The 24,015-nt window shown below is 40.9% G+C and carries 24 protein-coding genes; 11 read left to right on the forward strand and 13 right to left on the reverse strand.

What is annotated here, in order from left to right; translation table 11 throughout:
* The first annotated feature begins 294 nt into the window (after positions 1–294).
* A complete protein-coding gene (locus EHS11_RS16645) occupies positions 295–939 on the forward strand; it encodes a restriction endonuclease (protein ID WP_135765526.1) in 645 nt (214 codons plus the stop codon).
* On the opposite strand, the gene EHS11_RS16650 is transcribed toward EHS11_RS16645, so the two are convergent.
* The 5 genes from EHS11_RS16650 to EHS11_RS16670 all read right to left on the reverse strand — a co-directional run bounded on the left by EHS11_RS16650 (position 879) and on the right by EHS11_RS16670 (position 7,836).
* A complete protein-coding gene (locus EHS11_RS16650; RefSeq protein ID WP_135765527.1) occupies positions 879–1,658 on the reverse strand; it encodes a DNA methyltransferase in 780 nt (259 codons plus the stop codon). The genes EHS11_RS16645 and EHS11_RS16650 overlap by 61 nt on opposite strands.
* A 314-nt stretch (positions 1,659–1,972) precedes the next feature.
* A complete protein-coding gene (locus EHS11_RS16655; RefSeq protein WP_135765528.1) occupies positions 1,973–2,827 on the reverse strand; it encodes an FRG domain-containing protein in 855 nt (284 codons plus the stop codon).
* A gap of 96 nt (positions 2,828–2,923) precedes the next feature.
* Positions 2,924–4,027, reverse strand: coding sequence for a tyrosine-type recombinase/integrase (locus tag EHS11_RS16660; protein ID WP_342775473.1), 1,104 nt, complete (start codon positions 4,025–4,027; stop codon positions 2,924–2,926).
* Between the two features lie 375 nt (positions 4,028–4,402).
* Complete coding sequence (gene nadB, locus EHS11_RS16665; protein WP_135765529.1) at positions 4,403–6,004, reverse strand: L-aspartate oxidase; 1,602 nt, start codon at positions 6,002–6,004, stop codon at positions 4,403–4,405.
* Positions 6,001–7,836 (reverse strand): S41 family peptidase, encoded by a 1,836-nt coding sequence (locus EHS11_RS16670; protein WP_135765530.1) that lies wholly within the window; start codon positions 7,834–7,836, stop codon positions 6,001–6,003. Before EHS11_RS16670 ends, nadB begins: the two co-directional genes overlap by 4 nt.
* A 112-nt stretch (positions 7,837–7,948) precedes the next feature.
* Between EHS11_RS16670 and EHS11_RS16675 the strand changes: the two genes are divergently transcribed.
* Complete coding sequence (locus tag EHS11_RS16675; protein WP_135765531.1) at positions 7,949–8,884, forward strand: tetratricopeptide repeat protein; 936 nt, start codon at positions 7,949–7,951, stop codon at positions 8,882–8,884.
* Here EHS11_RS16675 and EHS11_RS16680 read toward each other — a convergent pair.
* Positions 8,853–9,620 carry a pyridoxine 5'-phosphate synthase gene (locus EHS11_RS16680; RefSeq protein ID WP_135765532.1) on the reverse strand — a complete coding sequence of 256 codons (768 nt, stop codon included), beginning with the start codon at positions 9,618–9,620 and terminating at the stop codon, positions 8,853–8,855. The two genes, EHS11_RS16675 and EHS11_RS16680, sit on opposite strands and share 32 nt — an antisense overlap.
* 72 nt (positions 9,621–9,692) lie before the next feature.
* Here EHS11_RS16680 and EHS11_RS16685 point away from each other — a divergent pair, with 72 nt between their 5' ends.
* The 7 genes from EHS11_RS16685 to EHS11_RS16715 all read left to right on the forward strand — a co-directional run bounded on the left by EHS11_RS16685 (position 9,693) and on the right by EHS11_RS16715 (position 14,791).
* Positions 9,693–10,214, forward strand: coding sequence for an FYDLN acid domain-containing protein (locus tag EHS11_RS16685; RefSeq protein WP_342775474.1), 522 nt, complete (start codon positions 9,693–9,695; stop codon positions 10,212–10,214).
* A 117-nt stretch (positions 10,215–10,331) separates the two neighbouring features.
* On the forward strand, positions 10,332–11,219 hold the full coding sequence (gene miaA, locus EHS11_RS16690) for a tRNA (adenosine(37)-N6)-dimethylallyltransferase MiaA (RefSeq protein ID WP_135765534.1): 888 nt from the start codon (positions 10,332–10,334) through the stop codon (positions 11,217–11,219).
* 28 nt (positions 11,220–11,247) lie between these two features.
* Positions 11,248–11,499, forward strand: coding sequence for an RNA chaperone Hfq (hfq, locus tag EHS11_RS16695; RefSeq protein WP_135765535.1), 252 nt, complete (start codon positions 11,248–11,250; stop codon positions 11,497–11,499).
* 65 nt (positions 11,500–11,564) lie between these two features.
* Complete coding sequence (locus EHS11_RS16700) at positions 11,565–12,635, forward strand: mannose-1-phosphate guanylyltransferase (RefSeq protein ID WP_135765536.1); 1,071 nt, start codon at positions 11,565–11,567, stop codon at positions 12,633–12,635.
* A 170-nt stretch (positions 12,636–12,805) separates the two neighbouring features.
* Entirely contained in the window at positions 12,806–13,537 is a 732-nt protein-coding gene (locus tag EHS11_RS16705; protein WP_135765537.1) for a hypothetical protein, read from the forward strand.
* Between the two features lie 21 nt (positions 13,538–13,558).
* The gene (locus tag EHS11_RS16710) at positions 13,559–14,038 is read left to right on the forward strand and encodes a chemotaxis protein CheW (protein ID WP_135765538.1); all 480 of its coding nucleotides are present in this window, start codon (positions 13,559–13,561) and stop codon (positions 14,036–14,038) included.
* 18 nt (positions 14,039–14,056) lie between these two features.
* Positions 14,057–14,791, forward strand: a complete 735-nt coding sequence (locus tag EHS11_RS16715) for a phosphate signaling complex PhoU family protein (RefSeq protein ID WP_210413718.1) — start codon at positions 14,057–14,059, stop codon at positions 14,789–14,791.
* On the opposite strand, the gene EHS11_RS16720 is transcribed toward EHS11_RS16715, so the two are convergent.
* On the reverse strand, positions 14,763–15,458 hold the full coding sequence (locus EHS11_RS16720; RefSeq protein WP_135765906.1) for a hypothetical protein: 696 nt from the start codon (positions 15,456–15,458) through the stop codon (positions 14,763–14,765). The genes EHS11_RS16715 and EHS11_RS16720 overlap by 29 nt on opposite strands.
* Before the next feature lie 106 nt (positions 15,459–15,564).
* Between EHS11_RS16720 and EHS11_RS16725 the strand changes: the two genes are divergently transcribed.
* Positions 15,565–17,628 carry a tetratricopeptide repeat protein gene (locus tag EHS11_RS16725; RefSeq protein ID WP_246047996.1) on the forward strand — a complete coding sequence of 688 codons (2,064 nt, stop codon included), beginning with the start codon at positions 15,565–15,567 and terminating at the stop codon, positions 17,626–17,628.
* Here the strand turns inward: EHS11_RS16725 and EHS11_RS16730 are convergent.
* The 5 genes from EHS11_RS16730 to pgsB are packed head-to-tail and all read right to left on the reverse strand — an operon-like array spanning position 17,612 to position 21,191.
* Positions 17,612–18,115, reverse strand: a complete 504-nt coding sequence (locus tag EHS11_RS16730) for an LIC_12238 family plasminogen-binding lipoprotein (protein ID WP_246047998.1) — start codon at positions 18,113–18,115, stop codon at positions 17,612–17,614. The genes EHS11_RS16725 and EHS11_RS16730 overlap by 17 nt on opposite strands.
* A 50-nt stretch (positions 18,116–18,165) precedes the next feature.
* Positions 18,166–18,351, reverse strand: a complete 186-nt coding sequence (locus tag EHS11_RS16735) for a hypothetical protein (protein ID WP_135765539.1) — start codon at positions 18,349–18,351, stop codon at positions 18,166–18,168.
* A 50-nt stretch (positions 18,352–18,401) separates the two neighbouring features.
* Complete coding sequence (gene pgsW, locus EHS11_RS16740) at positions 18,402–19,535, reverse strand: poly-gamma-glutamate system protein (protein ID WP_246048000.1); 1,134 nt, start codon at positions 19,533–19,535, stop codon at positions 18,402–18,404.
* On the reverse strand, positions 19,532–19,990 hold the full coding sequence (gene pgsC / locus EHS11_RS16745; RefSeq protein WP_109020953.1) for a poly-gamma-glutamate biosynthesis protein PgsC: 459 nt from the start codon (positions 19,988–19,990) through the stop codon (positions 19,532–19,534). Before pgsC ends, pgsW begins: the two co-directional genes overlap by 4 nt.
* A complete protein-coding gene (pgsB, locus tag EHS11_RS16750; RefSeq protein ID WP_135765540.1) occupies positions 19,983–21,191 on the reverse strand; it encodes a poly-gamma-glutamate synthase PgsB in 1,209 nt (402 codons plus the stop codon). The genes pgsC and pgsB overlap by 8 nt, the downstream gene beginning before the upstream one ends.
* A gap of 94 nt (positions 21,192–21,285) precedes the next feature.
* Between pgsB and EHS11_RS16755 the strand changes: the two genes are divergently transcribed.
* Positions 21,286–23,682 carry a SpoIIE family protein phosphatase gene (locus tag EHS11_RS16755; RefSeq protein WP_135765541.1) on the forward strand — a complete coding sequence of 799 codons (2,397 nt, stop codon included), beginning with the start codon at positions 21,286–21,288 and terminating at the stop codon, positions 23,680–23,682.
* Here the strand turns inward: EHS11_RS16755 and EHS11_RS16760 are convergent.
* Complete coding sequence (locus EHS11_RS16760; RefSeq protein ID WP_109020956.1) at positions 23,672–24,010, reverse strand: STAS domain-containing protein; 339 nt, start codon at positions 24,008–24,010, stop codon at positions 23,672–23,674. The genes EHS11_RS16755 and EHS11_RS16760 overlap by 11 nt on opposite strands.
* Positions 24,011–24,015: the final 5 nt, after the last annotated feature.

Genomic DNA, 24,015 nt, shown 5'->3' on the forward strand with positions numbered 1-24,015 from the left:
TGTTTTTTTCCAATATTTCTTTATAAGTTTCATGATTTTAATTTTTCGACTTTCGTATAACGAACTAGCCTTACCGACGTTGTCCGACCCTGAGCCTCATTGAGGCGTTAGGGACTGGCGCGTAGTTTGCGTATGCAAACGAGTGACAGAAGGACAATGTGTCGGAGACCGAGCAAGGGTGAGCGGAGCGAATCCCGCAGCGTAGCGGTAAGGCGTAGTTATGCGAAGTCAGGTTTAAGTCAAATGAGAGTCATTTTGAAATAAAAACTGTAAATAATTAGAATATCAACAAATATGTTAATTTCTATTTTAGTAAATTTTCTTGTATATAATGTCGAAAATATTACTATGAGTAATAATATTTTGCAAGATTGGGGTATAAGCGTAGAGGAATTTTCAAAACTGGTTATTGAAAATCCAAGTTTACGTGGAATGATATTAGGTTATGTTGCGGAGTTTCAATTTGAAAAAAATTGGCTAAGCAATCCTAAAATATCTGATATTTCGAAAACAGATGATCATGATCGAAAACAAAAAGGTGACCGCAATATCCGCTATAAGAATAAGAGATTTATCATAGAAGTTAAATCACTTCAAACTAATACAGTAAAGAGGGTCGATGATAGTTGGGTTGGCAAAACACAAATAGATGCATCGGACAATAGGGAAGTTAAACTCCCTTCTGGTGAAATAGTAAAAACTACTTGTCTTGTCGTAGGTGAATTCGATTTGGTCGCAATAAATTTATTTGCATTCAGTGGTGAATGGGTTTTCGCTTTTGCAAAAAATAGTGATTTACCTAGAACAAAATCAAATAAATATACCGATGACCAAAAAAAACATCTCTTAGCGACAACAGCGACAGTGAGTTATCCTCCTCAACCGCCTTTTTTTTTGGATCCTTTTCCATTGCTTGATGAATTACTTGAGGAACGATAAGAGTCAATTTGTTTTCCATTGGGAACTTTAATGAAAACAAGAAAGTAAGAGTGATTTTTTCTAGCATGCACTTGTTTTAACATTCGACTAACAACTGGTCGATTTTGTCGTATGATTACAAATAAGTCCTTACAGTAAAAGCCTAAAGTTTGGTAATAATTAATTAATTCAACATGTGTCAGATTTTGTCTGTTGGCACTCACTTCATCTTGGCATTTAACAATAAAAACACCTTTGTTTTTGAGAACACGTAGAGCTTCGTTGCCTCCACGAAAGTACATATCTAATACGGCATTATGCCATTTTGGTCCGTCTGTAGTTTCTTTTCCAGTAGAGTAATATTCTCGAAAGGCTTTATGGCTTCCGCTGCCAGCCAGGTTCACTTTACTTGATCGATATAATCCCTCCATGTAAGGAGGATCAAAAACTACGCAATCCGAAGAGTTATCTTCATATGGTAGATTTCGACAATCTACGCCAGTTTTGAGATCAGAGGGGAGAAAATTATATTCGGAAATATCAACATTTTTCCAGAAAACCCCAGTTCCATAAGTTATATCATAGATGGTTGCCCCCTTTGATACATGAAGAGAGAGTATTTTTGGAAAAATGTCTGCATTATTGCTTGTATACGCTGATAAAGTTGCTTCTGAAGTAGTAATACCTTCTGGCTGGCGACGTTTCTTATCAGCTTCAAAAAGAGATAGTTGCTTTGCCATGACACTATACAAACATATGTACCAATTTAGTCAAGCGGCAATCTACTATGTTATCAATAAAGATATTTTCTTTTCCTTGCCGATCTAAACTTTCGTAAATTATTCAAATTTTCTTTAACCTGATTTCGTATAACGGACTAGCCTTACCGACGTTGTCCGCAGCTGAGTCCCAAAGGGACGTTAGCGTCGGCGCGTTTTCTTGCTTATGCAAGAAACGTGACGGAGGACAATGTGTCGCAGACCGAGCAAGGGTGAGTGAAACGAATCCCGCAGCGCAGCGGTAAGGCGTAGTTATACGCTGTTGCATATCTATTTTATTCAGTTCCGAAAATTTTATAATGGTTTCTGTAAAGATTTAATTTCATATCTTTCATCAATCCTTCTAAACCTGGATAAAGGCTATATGGAGTTATTCCCATGTTTGCTAGTTTAAGAATTATGCTTTTTTGTAAATTTCTGCTTATGTTTATTTTGAAAGTATTTTGTTCTATATCGGAAGGATAATAGATTTCTAAATTTTCGATAAATGAAAGATTTGAATTTCCTTGCAGAAAGAATAAACCTTGTTGAATAAAAATTCTTTTATTGAAAATATCTGGTTCAACCGGTAAAACGAGATTTATCGCATCAGACTGTAATATTTCATTATATAGTTTCTGAAAATTATCGATATGACCCCAATTAATAAATTCACTTTGGTATGATTTTGGTTCAATTTTACTTTTAATTTTTTCTTTTTGTCTATTTATGCAGTCATAAAGTTTCATTCTGAAGAATGAGGGTTGGAAACCATAAATAGATGCAAAATCTGAATTTGGACTTAAATCTTCGAATGCAAAATACAGAGCAATATACGGAGATTTTGTGAAATCTAACAACCGAGTTGGCACCCCATGATGTTGAAGAAATGAAAGAATTTCTAAATAGTTTTCTGAATTAATATCTCTTAGCTCGTCATATATTCGTTTTGTTCTAATTACATGAAAGATAGACTCTTGCTCACTAAAGGGAAAAAGACCGATGCTTTGGGAAATCCTATCAATGGTTGTATTTAATTTCCAATCGCTATTTGCTTCACCTCGAAAAACCCATAAATCGGTAAGTTTTTCTAGCTCATTTAGCTTTTTGATTAATTCACTTTCGGTTGTTATTGTTTCTTCTTTGATCATTTGAATTTATGCAATGGCGTATAACTCCTTCTCCTCGAATTGCGTTAAATTTTTCCTATTCGGTTATCCCTTTCTTACCGAGGAATAACCGAACAACTAACTGATTCGATCGAAAGGGCTGCGGATTTTAGTGAGTTGGGTGCGGGACACCTTCGCATAGATTTGCGTAGTTCGGACACTCATATGGCCGAGCAAGGTCTGGATCATTCTCAGATCGGTTCCCTGTTCCAATAGATGGGTGGCAAAGGCATGGCGCAGAGAGTGAAAGGATACTTTTTTGGTAATTCCTAGTTTTTGTTTGGAAGTCTCGAAGATTTTCTCAGCGGATCGTATGGAAAGCTGAGTGAATCCATGCCCGGGGAACAACCATTCGTTTTTGATAGCGGGGGACCTTTGTGCTGTGGAAACCGGCCCGAACTGCAATACTTTCTTTCTGTAGAGTAAGTATTCTCTCAGCTCTTCGCAAAGAGAGTCGGCAAGGAGGGTATATCTGTCTTTTTTTCCTTTGGCTTGTTCGATGCGAATCATCTTTCTATCAAAATCAATATCCGAAATTTTGAGATGAACCGCTTCACTGACCCGGAGTCCTGCGGAATAAGCCAGCTTAAGAAGCAGTTTGTGTTTTGGGTTTGCGGGAGCGTTCAGAATCTTTTTGACTTCGGACTCGGAAAGAACTTCGGGCAAAGTGTTTTCCTTTTTCATTCTGGGAAAACTAAGATCGGGGAATTGACAGCGAACTACTTTAAAGTAAAACAAAAACGCTTGCCTCATAGAACGAATGCTAGCTGAACTGAGTGATTTTACTTCTGTGCAGTAATCCGTAAATTCGATGATTTCATCTTTTGTGATTTGATAGGGAAGCTTTCTAAAATGAAAACAAATCTGAATGATCCAATGATAATAGGTGCGCGCCGTCTGAAAGGAGTAGTTCCTGGCTCGCATCGCTTGGTGAAGGTCAGCGAGAATTTTTACGGATCGGGGGATCTCTTTTATATTGAAGCGAATCGGTGTGTCGTAAAAAGTTTTGAGAATGATTTTGAAAGTAACCGGATCTTGCGGAAAAGACCAAATATTCCGATTCCAATCATACTTTCTGCCGGGAATGGATTTTGCCAAACGAACCCATTCCGCACGATAGGGGAAATAGAGAATATAACGGCTGTCTTCCGGTGAATATTTGAGTTCAAGAATGGAATCCATAACTTAAATATCCAATTTCGGAAATATGTAAACATATGTAAAGTGTTCTTGCTTTTCTTCTTTTACCTTGGGAAAATTTGTCCCATTATATTATGAGACATAATCCTGATACTCCTTGCAACACCTCAGCAATCCGATTTGTTCCTGATAAATGAATCCTGTTCTTATAACAGTTGTATTATTTACATTATGTAACATTCAGTTATAGCTTCGCCCCATGAGTCCCAGCCCAAGAAAAAGTGAGGCTAATTCTCGTTACTAGATAACAGGGAGCAATACATTTTCGCCTGACAGGTCAAATATTGGTGATTTTATTTTTGAAAAAGGAGGGGGGAGAAAATACGTTGAGGTTAATTCGAATGCTGAATGGAAATTCTAAGACAAATTGGAGAGAATTGTGTCTTTGCGGGAAGGGGATCTGTCTTCCGGATAATCCGTGCTAAAATGCAGCCCTCTGCTTTCCTTGCGAAGTAGAGCGGAACGGACAATCAACTCTGCAACTTTTACTATATTCCTTAATTCTAATAGATCCAGAGAAACAGTAGTTCGTTTGTAATAGTCTTTTACTTCTTCCGAGATTAAGGTGAGTCTACGAAGGGCTCTTTCCAATCGTAAATTCGATCTTACGATCCCCACATAGTTACTCATGATGGTTTTGATCTCTACTAAATTATGAGAAATCAAAACCCACTCTTCCGTATTTGTAGTTCCTTCTTTATTCCAATCGGGAATGTTTACGATTTCTTTTGCATAATCCAGTTTGCCTTGAGAGCGGATATCGTCGGCTATTCTTTGTGCAAAAACAACGCATTCCAATAAACTATTTGATGCTAGGCGGTTGCCTCCGTGAACTCCCGTGCAAGCGGTTTCGCCCACAGCATACAGGTCAGCAATATTGGTTCTTCCGAAAAGATCCGTAGCAACTCCTCCACACATAAAATGAGCGGCAGGTACAACCGGGATCGGATCAGTTGTGATATCGATTCCTAATTTTTTACAACGTTCGTAGATGGTGGGAAAATGATGGATGATATCGTTTGCCGGCTTATGAGTAATATCGAGTAGTACATAAGATTCCCCTCGTTTTTTCATCGTATCGTCAATGGCGCGCGCGACTATATCTCTCGGGGCAAGTTCTCCCATTTCATGGTAATCCTTCATAAAAGGACGCCCGCCTATTTCTCTTAAAATTCCACCATGACCCCGAACTGCTTCTGAAATCAAAAACGAATTTCCTTGTTCATGGAATAAGGAAGTAGGGTGGAATTGATAAAATTCCATATTCTTAATGATGGCACCGGCCCGGTAAGCAGTCGCTACACCATCACCTGTCGCAATATTCGGGTTAGTTGAATGTAAATAGACCTGACCGGATCCTCCTGTGGCAAGAAGGGTTTTTTTAGCAATCACCGGAAACACTTCTCCCGTTTCCGTATCCACTATATAAGCACCGTAACAACGAAGAGGAAGACCTTCCTTGTCCTTCAGATGGTGGCGTGTGATGAGATCCACGCAGGCATGGTTTTCCAAAATACGGATATTCGGAACAGCGTGAACCGCATCCAGGAGAGCGGTCTCTATCGCACTTCCCGTCCGGTCGTGAGAGTGAATGATTCTGTGTTTTCTGTGGCCGCCTTCCCGGGCTAGATCTAAATTGCCTGATTCGTCTTTGGTAAAAGGAACACCGATTTCGAGTAGTTCTCTCACTCTGGTAGGGCCTTCTTCCACCAGGACTTTGACTGCATCCAGGTCACAAAGACCTGCGCCTGCATTCAGAGTATCTTCTATATGTTCTTCAAATTTATCTTTATCGTCAAATACCGAGGCGATTCCGCCTTGCGCATAATTCGTATTAGATTCGTAGTCGGCTTTTTTCGTAACGACGACTACGGAACCAAGGGGAGCGAGTTTGAGTGCCGAAAAAAGCCCGCTTACTCCACTCCCTATGATTAAAAAATCTGCTTGGATGCGGCTCACTTGGCGTTGAGCAATCCTTCTATATAATCCAAACTACGGATCAACATATAGTCAGGTTTGATCGCATCTCCTGCATGTTGTTTTAGGAAAGCATCCGCTTTCCCTTGTTTTTTTGCATATTCTTTGATTGCATCGATATTGAACTTGGACTTCACCACTCCGTCATAAGGAATTTTAGGCAAATGATTCCACATATCTTCTTCTCTGTAACGGAAAGGAAAGTTTCCATCCGCTTCCTCGGATACTTCGATATCAGGTGAAACTCCAACTACTTGGATTGTTTTTCCGGAAGGAGAGTAATAACGTGAATTTGTGATTTTGAGCAGATAATCCGCGTTACCCGGAAGATCCATCAGCTTTTGAACTGTTGCTTTTCCAAAAGTTCTTTCGCCGAGTAAAATCCCACGTCCGTGGTGTTGGATGGCACTTGCTACGATTTCCGAAGCAGATGCGGATTTTGAATTGATAAGTACTACCAAAGGAAGATTTGTGATGTCTTTTTTGCTCGCAAACTGTTCATCGGGGCTTCTATTGGGAACTTTTGTGGAAACAATCAATCCCTTTTCGATGAACATATCCGCAATATCAATGGCAAGATCCAAATAACCGCCTGCGTTATTGCGAAGATCCAAAACAACCGCCTTGAGAGGTTTGTTGTTGTTCTTAGCTTCTTCTTCCAAAGCGCGGAGACCCTTTACGATGAGTGAATCCGCTTGTTCGCCGCCTTGTGTTTTTACAAAGCCGGTAAGTTTGATATAACCAACCTGAGGATTTTCTTTTAACAAGTGGTAGGTGATATTTTTGATTGTGATTTTATCACGAATCACTTCGATATCTACATTCCCGGTATTTCCCTTACGCCTGAGAGTGAGGGCTACTTTGGTGCCTTTTGTACCTTTGATTTTTTTAACTACTTTATCCAAAGAAAGGTTTTTGATCACCTTGCCGTCTACGGCAACAATTACATCTCCGCTCCGGACTCCCGCTTTTACAGCGGGGCTTCCTTCTAACGGGTTTTCAACGACCACTTCTCTGGAACCTCCGCCGGAAAGAATAGCACCGATTCCTTCAAAGGAACTGTCATTGATTTTTGCCATGGATTCTTCCCAAACTTCTTTGAGAAAAACATTGGAATGAGGATCAAGTGAATTGAGATAACCGTTTGCTGCACCAAGGAACACTTGTTCCATGGTAAATTCTTTTTTCTCTTCCTCTTCTTCCGAAACTTCACCATCCAGTTCGATGAGTCCTTTCAGAACGGGAGTTTTGTATTTATCAAGATTGTCTCTTAGGTATGCGATGATACGATCAAAATCCTTTTTGGAAAAATTGATTTCTTCCCATTTTGCAGTGATGACGGATTTTTTAAGTTTTTCCCTTTCGATCAGTTTTTTGACTTCTTCATCGGAGAGTTTTTTGTTCTCGTTTTTTTTGAATTTTTCCTTTTGGATTTTTTCTACTTGCTCGTAATCAGGGTCGAATAACACAAATTTGTCGGAAGGAGAAATCTTGAATGTTTTGCCGGGATAAAGTTCTTCCTTATCATCGTACTTTTCCCGTTCGTTGAAATAACTTTCGGGATAGAGATAAAGCGGATGCGGCATACTCAAGGTTGCAAAGGCCGCCGCATCGATAAAGGCGCGGTCTTTGTTGATGATTTTGTCTATATAGTATTTATCTACCGCTTGGACCACGTTTTCAAAATCTTGGTAGGTAAAATTGGTAACCTGTTTTTGGGCTTTTTTCGCCTCCGGTTCACAGGATATAAATCCTGCAGGGAGAGTTAAGCAAAGTATTGCCGATAGGGAGATTAGATATAAAATACGTTTCAATGGTTCTCTCGATTTAGTACTTAGATTAGGCAAGGAAAACCTGATTTTCCAGACTGGGCAACTGAAAAAAAACAGGACAAGCCTTGATTCTTACGTTAAAATAGACATATCCATGAAAGGATTCGGCATTTTTCTTTTTTCCTTCCTTATCGTTTATTCCTGTTCCGCACCGAATAAAAACCCTACAACCGATCCTTATAGTTTGGAAACCTTGAGTTTCCTGGAAGAGGTGCTTTTGGATGTCTGGGAAAGTGCGGATTCAAGGGAAGACGCTTTGTCCCGCTTAAGGTATGTTTGCCGAAACAAGGACACCGATGACGGATATCTATGTTACACCTGGGGACTTTTGGAATACAGGCGCGGAAATTTCAGTGAAAGTTATACAGCTTTCAAAAAGGCTTTGGAAAAAAATCCTGACGACACTCTTTATAAAAACATGCTCCGTCTTTCCGCCGAAAGTTCGAATAACCTGGAAGATATGAGTCAGACTTTCGAAGAAGGGAAAACCTTGGCGGCGTATTCGAAAGCGATTCGGTCTTGCGGAGAAGAATATAGGCACAAGGACGCTTTTCCTTCCGTTTTATTTCTCGCAAAAGAAGGCCATTTAACAAAGGATATGCTTCGAAAAGGAGTATTTGCCGAATGTTATCTTTCTTTTTCCGAACCGGAAAAATCGGAAATTCTACCTTATATCAAAACCGCCCGTTCCATTTATTCGGACAGATTGCTCAGCGATCAGGTGAAAACGGATCCTTTCTCCCGGGTTTGGGACACAGGCGCCTATCACAAAGGCGGAGAGACAAAAGAAGGAACTGTTTCAAATCATCCTCTTACCGAGGCATGGCGTAAGCTTCGTTTGGCGGCCGGAACAGGCAATGAAAACGGGGCGCGGGATGCGTTGAAACATTTTTTAAATGAGATCCAGATTCTTAAGAAGAAAGGTAAAAAAGAAACGGATCTATGTCTTGCTTTGGAAAGGTCCGCAAAACTCTTGATAGATCAGGATCCTGTTTATTCTAAGATCCGGTTTCTTTCGAAAGAATTTTAAGATAGGATTTTACCGTTTTTTCCATTCCGTCCACAAGACTTTGTGCTACCAATCTGTGTCCGATGGATACTTCCGCAAGATGGGGGAGATGGGAAAATAATTTTAAATTGTTTGTGTCCAGATCGTGTCCTGCATTGATCCCAAGACCTAGTTTGTATGCGGCTTCTGCAGCATTTTCGTATTCTTTATAATATACTTTTCCGGCTTCTTCCGATTGATCGTAGGCATGGGCAAAAGGGCCTGTATAAAATTCAATCCTGTCGGCACCGATTCCCTTTGCGGTTTTGTATTGGGAAGAATCAGTATCCATAAACAAGGAAACTCTGATTTTTTCCTTATGAAACTTTTCAATAATCGGCGCTAAACGATCGACTTCCGATTTGTTTTTCAAATTAAAACCGTGATCGGATGTGATTTCCCCCGGACGGACCGGAACGAGTGTTGCCTGGTCCGGTTTGGCTTCCAGAACCAATTTCACAAAACGTTCGCTAGGTTCTCCTTCTATATTGAATTCTCTGTGAAACGAAGCGTTTCGATTGTAATTCAAAAGGAAGATTTGAAGAGAGAAAACGTCTTCCGTTGTAATATGCCTTTGGTCTTCTCTCGGGTGGACCGTGATCCCGTGCGCTCCCGCATTCAGGATCAATTCGGAAAAATGCACTACATCGGGAATATCTCCACCTCGGGAGTTGCGTAGAGTGGCGATCTTGTTTACGTTTACACTTAATTGAGCCATAATAAAAAAAATACTTTCCTATTATTTTTATCCAGGAGAAAAACGTCAAATTTCAAAAAGGTTGTCCCAGAGATGGGGTCTCCGAAGATCGTCAAAAGAACTCCTATGGTAGCAAAGAAAGCAGTTAAAAAGTCAGCCCCTCCACCGAAGAAAAAAGCTCCGGTAAAGGCATCCAAGGATGTTAAACCCGCTAAAAAAAAGGAAGAGAAACCAAAATCTCCTCCTAAGGCTGGTTCCGCAAAACCCTTGTCCAAGCCCAAACCGACAGCAATAAAAGAGAAACCAGTAGTAGCTCCGGTAAAAGTATCTAAAGCGGAACTTGCTGCCAATGGCCCGCTTGGTAAAAAATTTACATGTTATTCTTGTTCTACTAAATTTTACGATCTGAACAAACCTGAAAAAAAATGTCCTAAATGCGGTGCCGATCAGTTGGCAAAACCAGCGATCAAATCGCGTATGGCCGCAATTCGTCAGAGCGAGTATGATGTTGAGGATGAAGAAGATCCGGTAGTCGAAGAAGAACTTCTGGAAGAAACTGAGGAACTGGAAGAAGCGGAAGATGACACTCCTGCCGCAGAAGAAGAGGAAGCTTAAAAAGTTTTTTACGATTGGAAAAAGGAAGGGGAATTTTTTCCTTCCCTGAATCTTTTCCCATTTTGTTTTTCCTACTTCGTATCCTTTTGTTCCTCCCGCAATGGAATTTTTCAAAACATGATCCTACCCATTCTTGCCGGTCCAACCGGTTCCGGCAAAACCTCTCTTACCGGGAGCTTAGACCCCAATCGATTTGAAGTTGTATCTTTTGATTCCCGGCAGGTGTATTCGGAACTTGCCGTAGGTACCACATCTCCCACAAAAGAAGAAAGAGATCATATCCCTCATTGGGTTGTAGGGATTTTAACGGCAGATAAATCTCCCAATGCCAAACAGTATTCCACTTGGGCAAGAGATGCGATTCTTTCCATTTGGAACAAAAACAAAACTCCCTTTCTTGTTTGCGGGACAGGATTTTATTTACGCGCATTTTTGATGGGAATGTTTCCCGTACCAAATGTACCCCAAGATACAAAAGATTTTGCGCAAAACCTACCGCTTTCGGAAGCGGTTCTGCTTCTCAAAGAAAAGGATCCGAAAGCATTTCGTAATATTTCAGAAACGGATGGATATCGGATTCGCAGGGCTTTGGAAGTTGTACTCACAGGTGTTCTTTGGTCTGAAGTTTCCAGTCGAACCACCGGGGGATTTTTGGAAGAATTTCCCGATCTGAAACCGAAAGCAGTTTGGTTGGATTGGCCTCGTGCAGATTTATATGCCCGCATTGAAACGAGAGTTCCCGGTCTATTGAAGGACGGGATGTTGGAAGAGAGTAAATTGGTTTTGGAAAAATATGGTCCCGACTGTCCCGGCCTACATTCTTTGGGATACAATTTTGCGCTTGATTTCTTGTATGGAAAAATCGATTTTAATACATTGCTTGAACGTTTGGCACAATCTCATAGAAATTATGCCAAAAGACAGATCACATGGTTTCGAAAAGATCCACTTCTCGTTCCTATGTCCTGGGATTCGGCGTTCAAGGAATTTACAAAAATAGATTAAAAATATAGAAACCACTCGGGAATTTCCTATGTCTGCAAAAAACAACATCCAAGACCAACTTCTCAATACTGCTCGAAAGGAAAAAATCGATCTCACAATTTATCTGTTAAACGGGGTTCCGCTCAAAGGTAAGGTAGTGAGTTTCGATAACTTTACAATTGTCTTGGAAAATGATAACAAACAAAGCTTAGTTTATAAACACGCCATTTCCACCATCATCCCGGCAAAGCCGATCAAACTACATTCGGAAGACGCACCGAAGGATGCTCCCGCTACATAAGGGAGCATTTCTTGTTTTCCTTTTCCCACTCTCTTAAAACTTGGTAACTAGCGGATATTTGAAATATGGCAAAGTTACCAAAAGAGTTACCTGTTGTTTTGATTATGGCGGGGGGAAAGGGAGAACGGTTTTGGCCCAGATCCCGTACTAATTCCCCGAAACAACTACAGAAAGTTTACTCCAATAAAACATTATTGAAAGAGACGATTGATCGGGCTCTTACAATCACGAGCCAGGATCGCATTTATATTGGAACCAATTCCAATTTGAAAAACGAAATCTTGAAAAAAGATCCGAAGTTTCCTTCCGCTAACTTTATCATCGAACCCGAAGGCAAAAATACCGCGCCGATCATCGCCTTATCCGCATTATATTTTCAAAAGAAATATGGAAACCCGAACCTAATCGTTTTATCTGCAGACGCGTTTATCGATCCTATCAAAGAATTTGCCAAGACCATCGAACAGGCATTATTTGAGACGGAACACGGCTTGGTTCTATTGGGTGTAAAACCCAACCGTCCCGAAGTGGGTTACGGTTATATCAGTGCGGGAAAACCGACTGATGTCGGATACCAGGTGAAAGCTTTTTTCGAAAAACCGGATTTTAAGACTGCGCTAAAATACATCAAAAAAAAGGATTTTTACTGGAACCCCGGGATTTTTCTTTTTCGGGTGAAAACCATTTTGGAAGAGTTTGAAAGACATGCTCCTTCCCTGTTACAACCGTTAAAGAATGGATTTCCTTTTAAAAATTTCGGAGATTTGAAAAACGCATTTTCCCTTTTGCCGAGCGAAGCGATTGATACTGCCATTATGGAAAGATCCAATCGGATCCGAATGGTAGAGGCAAGTTTCAATTGGGATGATGTCGGATCTTGGATTTCTTTGGAAAGAATCCTTCCCGGTGATGCAGGGAAAAATCGCCATCAAGGAAAAGAAGTCATCTATCACAAATCTTCAGGGAACATCTCTTCCGTCTCCAAAGACCTCATTGCCTTTTTGGGAGTGAATGATTTGATTGTCGTAGAAGAGCCGGATGTTATTTTTGTTTCTTCAAGAGAAGGTATTGGAGAGATCAAATCGATGCTCTCTTCTATGCGTAAAAATAAACATTTACAAAAGTACCTCGATTAGAATTTTGACTTAAACGGCTTATATAAGGAGGAAGGAATGCCTTCCGGAAAAAAGAGAAAGCGTAGAAAAATCGCAACCCACAAACGTAAGAAAAAAAGAAGAGCCAACCGCCACAAAAAGAAGAAATAATCTTCCTTCAGTGACTTTCTATTTCCTCCGATACATCTTTTATGAAGCATGTTTGGAGGAAACAGAAACCCCGCACACCGGGATTCACCCGAGCCTATACGATGGAAACTCCTCTCGGAGATATCTTAGAGGCAGAGTTTAACTTTCACGAAAGACTTGTTAGGTTAGCGGTTGAAATTAAAGAAGAAAAAGGCAGGATGTATTCCTCTACAGTCCGGAATGGAATTGTACTCCAGGAAAAGGATATATCCTCCGGCAGAGCTTATCCGGTATTTAGAAAGCTCTGGCCTTTCCGAGATTATTTTTCCTCACTCCCGGACAACGACCTTCTTTTATCCGTAGGTGGTTGTTATGATATATTCCCACCAGTCCAACAGGAATACCAGGACCGAAGGTTCGATTCAGGTAGAGATTCCTCTTTTCCCCGTTCCAGTCGCTATGATTCCGTATTTGGGATTGTAAGAGAGACCCGCTTCCAGAGATGGAAGAGAAGACGCAGAGAGGAAATAGAGGCCCGTGGTACGCTTTGGGAGCGCTTTAAAAGGAGATTTTGGGGAGATCTGCAAGACATCAGCCTCGGCTGTGGAATCGCCTATCTGGTGTACCTATTTTACTATGATTATGTCGTATTGGGTTGGAGCTTAGCGGCTTTGGGTATGACAACTGGTCTTTTGGATTTTCTTGTCAGAAAACGTTCCGTACTTTTTACAAAAGTGTTGTCATTTCTTTCACTTGGGTCATATTTTTTCTATACTGGTTACGTCTACTTCTAAGATCGTATCCGATAGAACCCAATGGCAAAAGAATCGTCTAACAACAATCAGTTTATCCATGAACAGTACATCATATTCAATTTAGGTGAAGAAGAATACGCCATTCCCATCACCATTGTGGAAGAGATTGTAAAAATCACAAATCTCATCCGAGTTCCCCAGTCCAAAACCTACTTTGCCGGTATCATGGACATCCGGGGAAAAGTCGTTCGAATGATCGACCTTGCCAAACGATTGAACATCAAAACTGGCCAGGAGACTTTGATTGAAAGAGCTATTGTCATCAATTTGGGTGGAAAATCAGTCGGTGTTATCGTGGACAAAGTGTCTCATGTGGTACATTTTCCCGCAAACCAGGTGGACCCACCGCCTCCTTCCGTAAAAGGGATTTCTTCCCGCTACATCACCGGAGTAGGAAAAAAGGACAATCGGTTCATAATTTTGATCGATATCGAAAAAATTCTCACAGTAGAGGAAATTTCAGAAATGGCAGTTGTCTAATACCTTTGGCAAGCCATGATGATTTCCAAATTTTACTACCTTAGAAAAAATCTTCATTCGATGGCCGAACTTGTGCTCGAACAAGTCATCATGTTAGGTGAAGCTTTGGAAAACGACGATTACGATCTCGCCAACCGGATCGTAGAGCGTGACGATCGTATAGATGATTTGGAAAAGGAAAATGACAATCTTTCCCAAAACGCAATCCTCGAAGCCATTACCAACCGGAATATTCTGGGAATGGGAAATGTAGACAATGATATCGTTTTAAAAAAAGACCCTCTTCGGTTCGCACTCTCCGCCATTCGTATCACGCGAAATATGGAAAGGATGGGAGACCAAGTGGTGAATTGCGCGGAAGTATTCCGATACAAAACCATTCGCAAGACCTTGTTCAAAAAAGAAGAGCCGATGACATTGATTCTTGCCCGGGTAACCACTCTTGCCGGAATGGCGATCGAGTCCCTTGTTGAAGAAAAAGAAAGGTTTATGGGCAGCGTCAATACCATCGAAGAAGAGTTAAACGGACTTTGCGATCAGGCATTCAAAAAATACAGAGACGCTCAAGATATGGACAAAGTGGAATTTGCGGATCTTTACCGCATCATTCTTGCCATGGAGCGATTGGGAGATTATGCCGTGAATATTGCCGAAGAATTGGTCCGTTTGAATACCGGAAAGGATATCCGTCATTTGGGGAACGAAATCCAAAGTCCGACGTCTGTCAGTTATGCGGTAGATCGTTCTGGTTAGATTGATTCGCGTTCAGATATTCGTTTAATTCCTGCTGGAGCCCTTCGGGCAAATGAAGTCCTTTGCTCAGGATTCTTTCATTGTACTTATTAAAAGATAAAATATGTTGGTTGGTATGGAGATAACCGATGAGTGCCTCCGATGCCCAAGGAATGATTTCTTGTAAGAAGTCGGGATTCTCTTCCAATTCGTCGCAATAGTGTATGAAAAGCGGTCGGTTGACAGGTCTTCCTATATTTCGATAAAACAAAAGACAATATAGGGCTTCGTCACCAAGCACTTGTTCTATTCTGATTCTTTCTTCCACATATTTCAAGTTGATGGAATCCAAATAATCGATATTGAACGTTTCGGGCTGCAATCGTTTTAATACGAATTTGGAAATCTCCTGTTTGACAAATGTCAGATTCGCACAATGAGGGGGACAATTGGAATGATCTTTGTGGAGATCGCATTCTATAAATAAAATGCAATCCACATCGGAAGTGGGCTCCACAATTCCGAAATTGATCGAACCCAAGATTTCGAGAGCTACTTCATACCCTTTTCGGGAAAGTTCTTGGGTGGCGAGACGGAATGCTTGCATTCGCTTGAGTGCATATTTCGTATCGTAATTACGATATTTGTTTTTTAGAACCAGGTAACGCTCTACGATGTTCTGCGCCATGACCATCATTAGGAAGGGGGGTCTTCTTCCATGACAACCCTTTTCGATTATATGATTTTCTTTTTTCACCGATAGGTATAGAGTAGGAATCCTTAGAAAAGAAAAAATGGAAAGAAGTCATGAAAAGAAAGAAACCGGTAAAAAGGGAAATGGATTTCTGACGGGAAAACTGTTCTTTCTCACTGTGATTTTTCTGTTTTCCGTTTTGCCTTTGATTTCAGGGGAAGAAGATCGGCGTAATCCTCTTCAGGGACTTTATCTCAGTCCTTTGCAGGTGATTTCCGTAGAGGAGTTGGGCCAATTGGATTCGGAAAAACGAATCCCGATTGATGAGGATTCCGGGATTGCACTTCGCCCTCCGGACGCGGCTCCGATAGGAACCGACCCGGCTGTTGCCGATCCGAATGCCACAACTGTGATTGAACCTCCCGTTGCAGAGGATTCTTCCGTTGAAACTGGTCCCAAAAGTTTGGATACCAAGATCCGGGAAGGGGAAGGATTACTCAAAAGATACTACAGTCAGTTTATAGAAGAAAAGCGGATTTGGGAAGATAGAGAAAGGGGGAATGTATATTCTTCCCGGTCGGATCAAAATGATATCCGCCTTCTTCTCTGGCAAAATACTCATAAACTTTCGGAAACATTGGTAGTGAAAGATTCTCCAGTTTTGTACGAACTTCACACACGTATGGCAAGACTCTATACCGAGAAAGAAAAATACGCACCTGCTCTCAGACATTACATTGCGGCATTTCGATATCACCCTTTGGATCCGTCGGAAGAAAGATTTAGACAAGGGGAATGGCAAAAGGAAGATTATAAATCCTTATTTGCTCCGTCTGCAAAAGAACACCAAAGGATTTGGGAAACAAAAGACAAAGCGGAAAAAGATTGGAAACAGGCAAAGGATGACAAACACTCTGTACTTGCCGATTTGGCCCGGACCAAAAGACCTCTTTCCGAAATTTTGGCAGAAGAAAAAAGACAGGATGAAATTATAAAAAACAGATCCAGTACTTTGCAAACCGCTTCCAAAAACTACGACGATTCATTTAAGTCCCGTTATGCTGCGTATCTCCTGGGAAAACAACAATCAGATTCCAAAACTTTTTATGATATGGCGAATGTCGTGAAAAAGATAGAAGATGATAATAAGGAAAGGCTGAAGATTGTAAACAAACTGGGAGTCGCGGGAAAAGGGATTTATGTTTTGTTCGATTATAAAAGAAATACGGATTTTTTCGCTTACGAATTGCTTTTAGAAAAAGCGTATTCCCAATGGCAGGAAAATCCGCAGGTGATTTTGGATGTGGCGGAACAATACCGCCAAGACGGTAAAAAAGAGAAAGCGATCGACTTTTATGAAAAATACCTGGGACTCATTGAAAAACAGAATCCTCAGGACGAAGCCGGAAAAGAAAGCCTGACAAAGACATACTTGCGTTTGGCGATGCTCAATGCGGACATAAAAAGAAAGGTAATCGCAAGCGGTTATTATGAAAAATACTTTCTTGGTTCGCAGGATAACCCGGAAAAAACAAGAGTTTCTTATGAGATGGGAGTATTCTTTGCAGGCCATATAGGCGATTTGAAAAAGTCGAGCTTATACCTAAGCTATTGGCTGGAGCGGAATAGCAAAGATTGGAATCCCGGCTTGGATGCAAATACGAATCTTCCCGAATTAGAATCCATTGCATTTTTTTATCTGTCTAAAAAAGACAAATCGGATCGGAATCAGGAAGCTGAACGTAATAAATTGAATTTGGCTTATTCTCAATGGAAAAAATTGGAAACCTTACATATTGAAGCCGAGAAAGAACTGGAAACAATCCGCGCCCGCAAATTAAAAATCAAAAAAGATCTCCTTGTGACTACGGAAGACGATGCGCTTTCCCAATACAGGCTTCTTGACATTCGAGTCGAAGACCAGGAAGCGGTGGTAAGGGTTCTCAAAACCAAACTGGACAAGATTCCCGTATTACAGTTGTTATTTCGTTTGGGAGTGCTTGCGGAATACAGCAAGGATTTTGAAAAAGCGGTAGGTTATTATAATTCCGTAATTGAACTCGGCGGAGAAGTTGAAATCCAGCTGGCTTTGAAAGAAAAGAAGAGAGTGGAAAGAATTTTGACTACCGGAGTGATCTTTCCTCCTTTCAACGAGAGTATTTGATCAATTCGTCCTTTTCATCCGTGGCTAACTCTTGTTCGATGGTATCTTCCGTGTAACCTTCTTCCGGCAATACTTGAAAGTTCACCTCATCCACAGTCTCGCCTTCGTGGACTATTTTCAAAAGATATTCCCCTGCAATGAGCCCTGTGAATTCGTCTCTGATGGAATTGGATTCCAGTTCCGCAAATTTCTTTTTGATATCCACTTGCACATAATCCAGTTCATAACGATTGAGTGAGATATAAATCTCAGTCTCTTTACCGGGATTACGGGAGAATGTATAAACGTAATGAATCGTATCTGTAGGAGAAAAGATAAGACCATCGCGCATCATTTTATAATCCGTGATGATCATGATATGTTTTTCCAGAATGTCTAAATCACCGGTTTTGGAGGTAGCCCAACCAAATTCTCCTTTGGGAACACCGCAATTGATGGCAAAACAGAGTGCAGGGAGGAGGATTAGGATACGATAGAAGGGAAACATTCTAATTCTATCATCGGAAGGAGTGGAATTTTTAGAAAAAAGAAATCGGGTTAATCTTCCAAAATCCTTCCTTTTTCGGAGATGTCTTTTTCCTTATGAAAGCCCTGTCTAGGACCGGGAACTTCCGTTTTGTATCGAATTTGTTCTTGTTTCACATGTGCCGAAAAACTAAAAAATCGGGAAAGGATTCGGAACACATAAAACAACAGAAGAGAAAGTATTATGATTTTGATCACGATTTTATCCTACTCTTTAGACGAAAGAGGTGCAAGCGTTTTCCAAAGATTTATTTGCGTCGGATGGTTTCCGGTAATTGGAAGTCCGTTTGGTTTCCACCCCATCCCAATTTGGTGATTCCATACAATCCCATGGAAAGAAAAACCAGGATTCCGATACACAGCCAGGGATTGTATTCTTCCTGGACGAACACTTTTCCTTCTCCCGGTTTCGGGGTTTTCTTCGGTGCAATGGGTAAGCCGAATTTGCGGGCCAGGGATTCTACTTGGATCACATTGATGACCGGGATATCTCTTTGCAAAAACTCTTTGATCACGGAATCGGGAGGATTGATATCGTCCGGCAATTGAGTGATGAGTCCGCTCTTAAACACCTGTTTGCCGAGACTTGTCCCGAGAACAGTGGTACCTCCTCCTATATTGATAAATGCTTTGATTTGTTTTCCGGCGGAGAGTTTTTGATAAAGATCCATTCTTTTTTTGATTGAATCTTCGAAACTGAGCGGATCAATATAGATCACCTTATTCCGTTTAATACCGGTTAAAAGATAATCCTTTCCTTCTTTGGACATTCCGATCGCTTTGTCTTGGGTGCCTCCGAGGGAAGCATGCGTCGATCTTACGGAAAAAACGGATTCCTCCGACAATATTCTTTCCATATCCAGCCACAACATATGAGGATGATTGGCGCCGAATTGGGAAGCGGATGTGCTTGCGATGATGATAGGTTTCAGCTTGAGGGTTTCCAACGCTGCAAACAAACAAACGTTCATTGCAGGAAAGGACCCGGAAACCGCAACGGCGATCGTATCTCCTTCTTCCAACTTTGCTCTTTTCAATAAATGCAAAATCACTGCGGCAAAGTTCGGGTTTACGGATGTTTGTTTGGAAGAAAGAGATCCCGTATTGCTCGTAACGGGACTTAAAAACTCACCGACGAGACCGGTGTTAGCCGGGTCCCAATCTTTATAATCCGGTTTTTTTTTCTTCAGTAGATCCGAGCGTAAAACTTGGAACGCCCGTTCCGCTAATTTAGCCGCATGGATCTTCTTTTTGAAGTAAGGTTGTTCTTTTTTTACTTTGAAGGATTCCGTTGCAATTAATCCCAAAACGGCGAATAACGCCAGAAGTGCGATGGCAATACTCGAATGTTTCCAAAAACTCCAATAGATGCGGGTGATCATAAAAATTCGGAACCTATGGAAAGAATCAGTAACATTTTTACCATGATGGATGCAATCACCAGGACTGATGTGGTTTCAATTACACCTTGTCTTTCGAACCAGATTCCGATCAGGCCGGGGATGATGAATCCGATGCTTCTTACATCGGAAAGAAGAGGAGTTTCTATATCGGGTAAAATCTGAAAATTGAAAAGATAACCGTAAAAATAGCCGAATAACAGAATCAGTACGGTCTTTCGTTTTCCAAATAGAATGAAAAGGAAGGATAAAAGTTCCACCGTTAGGTAAGCAAATAGTGCAATTAGAAATGTAATCGCTAGGTTTTTAGGATGGTTCAGGTTGAGTGCGATATAACCCGGAACGACAAGTCCTGTTCCTACAATTCCGAAAAATTCGGAAAAGACCAGACTTATGACAAGACTGAGCCCTATGGAGAGAGATAAAATATCATTCATTTCTGTTGTCTATCTTTGCCCTGTTTTTTAGATACTGAGTGAGCTCAAGTCCCATTCCGGCAATATTCCCTAGTCCGAGTACAAAGGACTTCGGTTTCATTTGTGCCACAAGAGATTCAAAAATCAAATCTATATTATAATCTTCCCAATTGAAAACGCGCATTCCTTCCTTACATTCTTTCTTCAAGTAATGCATTGCGTATTTGGTTCCCGCCCCGATGAGAAAGATGGCATTTACATCCGCCCACTTCGCAATCTCTTGGGCAAGCAGCTTGCTCCTTTCCAGTCTGTCCTCTCTGCAATGGAAAAGCAAAAATCCGGAACGATCTTTTGAATATCTTTTTTTTGCTTCGTTCCAAATCATTCGGGTACTTTCCGTATCATTGGCAGCCATTGCGTTGATGAACAATATATCTTTTCCGAAAAACTGAATCGGTAAAACAGTGAGTGCACCAGGATCGGGTTCCGAACTTATCATCGCTTGGAATGCAACATCTCGACTAACGCCTAACTCCTGGCAAACTTTTAAAGCAATGGCAACGTTTTCCTTATGTTCCCAATAGGAAAATCTTGCAATTTCGGCATCCGTGACCAAAAAATCCTTGGAAGAAGTTCCACTCACTTCGATCCAATCGGTTTTTCTGTCTTTGCATACTTCTCCGATGATTTTTTTGAATTTGGTCTCGCCTGTAATCAGTTTGCCGCCAATGGGAATCGTGGAAGCAAGAGCATGCGCCACATCATCCAGATTAGGTCCCATTACGTCCAGATGATCTTCTCTGATATTGGAGATCACTCCGATTGTGGATTTTAAAATCATCCCTTCGCTGGCCCATTGGTAACGTGGTTCCAAAGCCATACATTCGATGACGATGGAGGTCGCATTTTCTTTTTTGGCAGCTTTCAAAATGGAGATCTGTTCCAGGATGGAAGGTCTGCCGAAACGATGGACGGCTCTTTCCGTTCCGTCAGGCAATATCATTCTTGCCAAAGTGCCTGTGGTTTTTGCAAAAACCCTTTCTCCATTGGCGGCGAGACCTGCCCGTATAAGTCTAGTTATACTGGATTTCCCTCTTGTTCCGTTCACATGAATTCTATTACGAAAACCCGATAGTGTCATCCGATGGATCAAAAGTTCGATGAGATAGTAAAAAAGTAGGAGGGAAATAAGTACAAAAAATAGAATCGTATTTGATTTCATACGTGTTGCTACGCCGGATTACACGATTCGTTTAAGAGAATGTCATCAGATTGAAATACGAAAGGTTTAAGGTTTAGTTTGGACATGAAATCTTATGAGCATTCGTTATAAATTTTTACTCATCCTGAGTGTCAGTCAAATCATCTTGGTTTTGGCACTCACTACAAGTTTTGCCTACCTACTACAAGCTGTAAAGAATATACCGCAAACGCAAAGGGCTGAAGACTTATCCCGAAACTTCCAGAGGGAGTTGGATTTTAAAGAAGAAAAATTGCGGCTTTTGTTGGAAGAAATTACGATCAATCCCACAACCAAAGGAATTTTAGAAAAGGGACTGAACAATCGAAACGTATTTCATTCGGAGTTGGCTTATTTTCAAAAAATCATGAGCCGTTACGGGCTTTCCCTGTTTGAGATTGGGGATGCGAACGGCAAGGTGCTTTTTCGTTTTCATAGACCAAAGGATTTCGGGGATGATAAAAGAAATCAGCCGATCATTCAGAAAGCGTTGCAAGGACAGTGGGCCGCAAGCCTGGAAGACGGACATAGCGGGTTGGGCTTTCGGCTTGCAGCACCTTTGATGGGGAAAGGCACAATCCTCATCGGTCAGGTAGTGGACGATAAGTTCACTAAAACCATTTCCAAAGACAATCGCATTCATCTTGCCATCTTGCAGGAAGGTAAGGTGAAAACGATCGGATCGGATATCATTCGTTCGGTGATTAAAGAAGATCCCAAACTTTTGGAAAACAATCAGAGGTTTCATTTTAAGGACAAGCCGTATTATATAGTTAAGATCCCTTATACCGGAAAGGAAAACACACTTCAAAATCTGGAATTTAACGTGATGATCGATGAAAACGAAGTGGAATCCAAAACTTTCAGAATCTGGTCGTTTTTTACGATCGCATCATTTTTGTTATTTGGAATTATATTTGTAACTTCGTTTTTGTTTTCTCAAGACATGGTGGAAGCGATCAAATTGCTTACCAACGCAATGAATGACATTGAAAATTGGAAACCGGAAACACTTCCTACAAAACGTAAAGACGAGATAGGACAGATGGGAAGGGTTTTTGTCGAGATGAAAGAAGAACTTTATGTTCATCAGAACAATTTGGAAGATTTGGTGGAACAGAGGACCCATGAGTTGAATGAAACTTTGGAAGAAGTCCAGAAACTGAAGGAAAAACAGGATGGAGATTATTTTCTCACATCACTTCTCATCAAACCGTTGCGAGGTGCTTTTGCAAAATCGGAGACGGTTTCTGTTTCCATTCTGGAGAGACAAAAAAAAGAATTTAGCTTTCGAAGCAGAAAATCCGAGATCGGAGGCGATCTCACCGCAACGGATACGATTTTACTTCTGGGAAAAAAATATACTGTCTTCTTAAACGCGGATGCCATGGGAAAATCCATTCAAGGAGCCGGAGGGGCTCTTGTTATGGGAACTGTTTTTAAGTCGATCGTAACCAGAACTCAAAAACTAAAATATATGCAAGACCGTCATCCGGAGAGATGGCTGAAAGAATGTTTCCAGGAAGTGCATAATGTTTTTATCAGCTTTGACGGACATATGCTACTATCGGCTGTTATGGGACTTGTGGATGAAGAGACAGGAACATTATACTTTATCAATGCGGAACATCCCTGGTTGGTTTTGTATCGTGATGGAATCGCCGGATTTTTGGATCAGGAACATTCCCTTCGTAAAATCGGATTTACGGAGATGAACGGTGAAGAGGTTTCGATTCAGGTTTTTCCTTTGAAGCAGGGGGATGTTGTGATCATCGGTTCGGACGGAAGGGATGATATTCTTATCAGTGAAGATGAAGAATTGCGTGTGATCAATGATGATGAAACTTTATTTCTTAAACGTGTGGAAGAGGGGGGAGGGGATTTATATCAGATCGAAGAAGCGATTCTTGAAACCGGTGAATTCACAGATGATTTCAGCTTGCTTCGAATTTCCTTTTTAGAGGAAAAAAACGATCGATCGGCGAATACCACCAAACAAAAAGAATACTATATCAAATTGAATGAAGGGATTCAATCTTATCGGGACGGAAACTGGGAAAATGCGATCATCTCGCTTGAGTTGGCGTTGGAATCCGAATCGGAAGATCCTTATTGTTTGCGGGAGCTTTCCAAACTTTATATCAAATCGGAAAGATACGAAGAGGCAATTGTTCATGCTGAAAAATACCTTAAGACCAATCCGCAGGATACGGATTTTCTTTTTTATATCGCTTTTGCTTATAAACAAAAAAGAAACTACGAACAGGCTTGTGATTTTTCGGAAAGACTCAGACTCCGCGATCCCAAAAATTTTAAAAACTTACTTTTGTTAACTGAAATTCTGATGCATATGAAAAATACGGACAAGGCGGGAATTTTATTGGAAACAATGGAAGAAAATTCTCCTGGAAATGCCAAAGTTGCCAAGTTGAGAAATTTTTGGAAAAAGATGGTAGGCGCGTTTACTTCTTAAAAGAAGAAAGTGCTTCGTCCAGAGATTCGAAAATCAGAATCACAGAAGAGATCTTGGAGATACGAAAAATTTGTTGGATGGTTTTGGATACATTTGCAATCCGAAGCCCTCCACCTGACTCGGCAAGTTTGTCATTGAGAGACATAATGAGTCCGAAACCGGAAGAATCGATGAAGTTCACTCCTTCCAGATCAAATATAAATTTGAACTCATTTTGAGCAAAAGACTCCCTGATTCTTTCCTTCAAGATTCCGGCATTTAACATATCTAAGTTTCCGAAAAGTTTCAGAACTATAATGTCATTTGTCTTTGACTCAGTGTATTCCATTAAAC

It is taken from the genome of Leptospira ilyithenensis (genome assembly GCF_004771005.1).
GTDB classification, from domain to species: Bacteria; Spirochaetota; Leptospiria; order Leptospirales; family Leptospiraceae; genus Leptospira_A; species Leptospira_A ilyithenensis.